The sequence below is a fragment of the Sporosarcina sp. 179-K 3D1 HS genome, assembly GCF_047228905.1.
Classification (GTDB): domain Bacteria; phylum Bacillota; class Bacilli; order Bacillales_A; family Planococcaceae; genus Sporosarcina.
Window position 1 is genome coordinate 1 of the sequence record NZ_JBFEGI010000026.1, and the last position, 2,481, is coordinate 2,481.

The 2,481-nt window shown below is 51.0% G+C and carries 3 protein-coding genes; all 3 read left to right on the plus strand.

Annotated features, from left to right (window positions below; translation table 11 throughout):
* The first annotated feature begins 86 nt into the window (after nucleotides 1-86).
* From tnpA to tnpC, 3 genes are read left to right on the plus strand one after another with little or no spacing between them, the layout of a single operon-like run.
* Nucleotides 87-434, plus strand: coding sequence for an IS66 family insertion sequence element accessory protein TnpA (tnpA, locus tag AB1K83_RS18115; protein ID WP_413059609.1), 348 nt, complete (start codon nucleotides 87-89; stop codon nucleotides 432-434).
* The gene (tnpB, locus tag AB1K83_RS18120) at nucleotides 424-783 is read left to right on the plus strand and encodes an IS66 family insertion sequence element accessory protein TnpB (protein WP_413059610.1); all 360 of its coding nucleotides are present in this window, start codon (nucleotides 424-426) and stop codon (nucleotides 781-783) included. The genes tnpA and tnpB overlap by 11 nt, the downstream gene beginning before the upstream one ends.
* A gap of 40 nt (nucleotides 784-823) precedes the next feature.
* Complete coding sequence (tnpC, locus tag AB1K83_RS18125; RefSeq protein WP_413059611.1) at nucleotides 824-2,425, plus strand: IS66 family transposase; 1,602 nt, start codon at nucleotides 824-826, stop codon at nucleotides 2,423-2,425.
* The last annotated feature ends 56 nt before the right edge of the window (nucleotides 2,426-2,481 follow it).

Consider the following 2,481-nt stretch of genomic DNA (forward strand, 5'->3'; position numbering starts at 1 on the left):
GTAAGCGTCAATAGAACAACACCTCCTTTCTATGTCTGCCTCGTGAAATAATGGGGATAGATTTTAATCCGGAAAGGAGTTTTTTTATGGAGACAGATACACAATTCCAGGAAGTACAGGTAAGCGGTAAAGAGGAAGAATGGATCCGTCTAATCGATGAATGGCGTGAAAGCGGACAATCCATCAAAGATTGGGTCCACGAAAAGGAAGACATTACGTATAAACAGTTCCTTTACTGGAGAAAGCAGCTTTTCCCAGATGAAATCGAGAAACGCCCTGTTGAAATGAAAGAGACCGTTTGGTCTTCCTTGAATGTGGAGATCCCCTCCTCCACCCTCGATGTCTTCGTTCACGATTGCCGGATCGAAGTCACCGCCGGTTTCGATCAGGAATTGCTTCGTGAAATTGTGGAGGTGCTCCGCAATGCGAATTAACCTTGATGGGATCGACGGGATCTATCTGGCACACGGGACAACCGATATGCGGCTCTCCATCGATGGGCTGGCCGCTACAGTTCAGGAGACTTTCCAGTTGGATCCCTGTTCGTCGAACCTCTTCCTGTTCTGCAGCCGAAGCCGTGACCGGGTGAAGATCCTTCACTGGGACCACAATGGATTTTGGCTGTATTACCGGCGCCTTGAAAACGGCCGCTTCCAATGGCCCGACGGGCCGGAGGATACGGTGACCGTCATCACACCCCGGCAACTTCGATGGATCCTCGATGGACTGACACTCGAAGAGGGGAAAGTGTTTCCGAAGGTCACGGCGAAAATAGTCGTCTAACAAAGAAGGATTCGGCCATTTCCTGTCGAAAAAGGGAGACATGAAAAAATTACAGCCACTTTCATCCCATACAACTGAAAATGAAAACCGAATCCTTGAACTGGAGGAGAAAGTCGAAAAGCTGGAAGCGCTTGTCAACTGGTATGAGGAAAAACTGAACTTGAAAATCCATCAGAAGTTCGGCACTTCCAGTGAAAAGCAACCTGTTGGCCAACTCGAACTCACCCTTTTCAATGAAGCGGAATCCGCAGCCGACCTCAAGGAGACCAAAGTGGAAGTGGTATCTCCTTCGGAAGATTCTCCCCGAGAGGGGAAGAGAAAATCGAGGAAGAGCCTCGATCCAGACATCCCGACTGAAACCATCCTGTACAGCCTGCCCCCAGAGGGGCGGGCCTGTTCAGATTGCGGAAACGAGGTTCATGTCATGAAAACCGAAATCCGCCGAGAGATTAAGATCATCCCTGCTCAAGTCAAGGTCATCCAGCACGAGCGAGAAATCTATGCCTGCCGGACCTGCGAACGGGAAAATATCAGGACACCCATCATCGCAGCACTAATGCCGGAACCGGTCATCCCGAAAAGCATGGCTTCCCCCTCGGCCGTCGCCTATGTCCTGACTCAGAAATACATGGCAGGGCTGCCGCTCTATCGGCTGGAAGAGCAGCTCCGGCAGACCGGTGTCCACCTGTCACGCCAGACGCTGTCCAATTGGATCATCCAGACAGGGGAACGCTGGATCCATCCGTTATATGAGCTTATGGCAGAGTTCCTCCTGGAACAGGAGGTCCTTCATGCGGATGAGACAACGGTGCAGGTGCTCCGCGAAGACGGCCGGGCTGCATCCACCAAATCCTATATGTGGCTCTACTGCACAGGAAGGAGCGGACCGCCCTGCGTACTGTACGATTACCAGACGACCCGAGCCGCCAAGCATCCCAAGCGGATTCTGAAGGGATTCAAGGGGAAACTCCATACAGATGGCTACCCTGGTTATAACGACCTTCCCGGTGTCACCCTTTCAGGGTGCTGGGCTCACATGCGGCGGAAATTCGTCGAGGCCCAGAAAGCTATATCCCGTCCGAAGGACGGAGGGAAGACCTTTTCAGAAGAGGCCATCGATCGGATCGGGGCTATCTATGGGATTGAAAAGGAAATAACGAAGATGGAAAAGGTATCCGGTATCCAAGACCCGGATATCCGGCGTACCATACGCGAGGAAAAAATTCTGCCTCTTGCGGAGGCCTTTTTCGCATGGCTAAAAAAGGAGAGACCGACCATCGTACCGAAAAGCGGGTTGGGTACGGCGGTCACTTACGCACTTAATCAGGAAAAGAAACTGATGGTGCCATTTTTGGATGGTCGCCTTGACATCGACAACAATCACGCAGAGCGGATGATCAAGCCATTTGTGATTGGTCGCAAGAACTGGCTATTCTCCAATACTCCGCAAGGAGCAAAGGTGAGCGCCATGGTCTATAGCTTGATTGTCACCGCAAAGGAAAATGGACTAGATGTCTTCCGCTACCTGGTCCACCTATTTGAGACGCTCCCAAACATCAACATGGATGATAGGGAGCAGCTCCAAATCCTTCTGCCTTGGTCGATAGAACTTCCCGATCATTGCAGGCTTCCAAAAGAATAAACTTATCTTATCTGATCCACGTCTTCTTATGAAGGTGTGGATCTTTTGACGCTTAC

Coding starts and splice junctions, on each gene's coding strand:
- tnpA (WP_413059609.1), top strand. CDS start 87: ATGGAGACAGATACACAATTCCAGGAAGTACAGGTAAGCGGTAAAGAG.
- tnpB (WP_413059610.1), top strand. CDS start 424: ATGCGAATTAACCTTGATGGGATCGACGGGATCTATCTGGCACACGGG.
- tnpC (WP_413059611.1), top strand. CDS start 824: ATGAAAAAATTACAGCCACTTTCATCCCATACAACTGAAAATGAAAAC.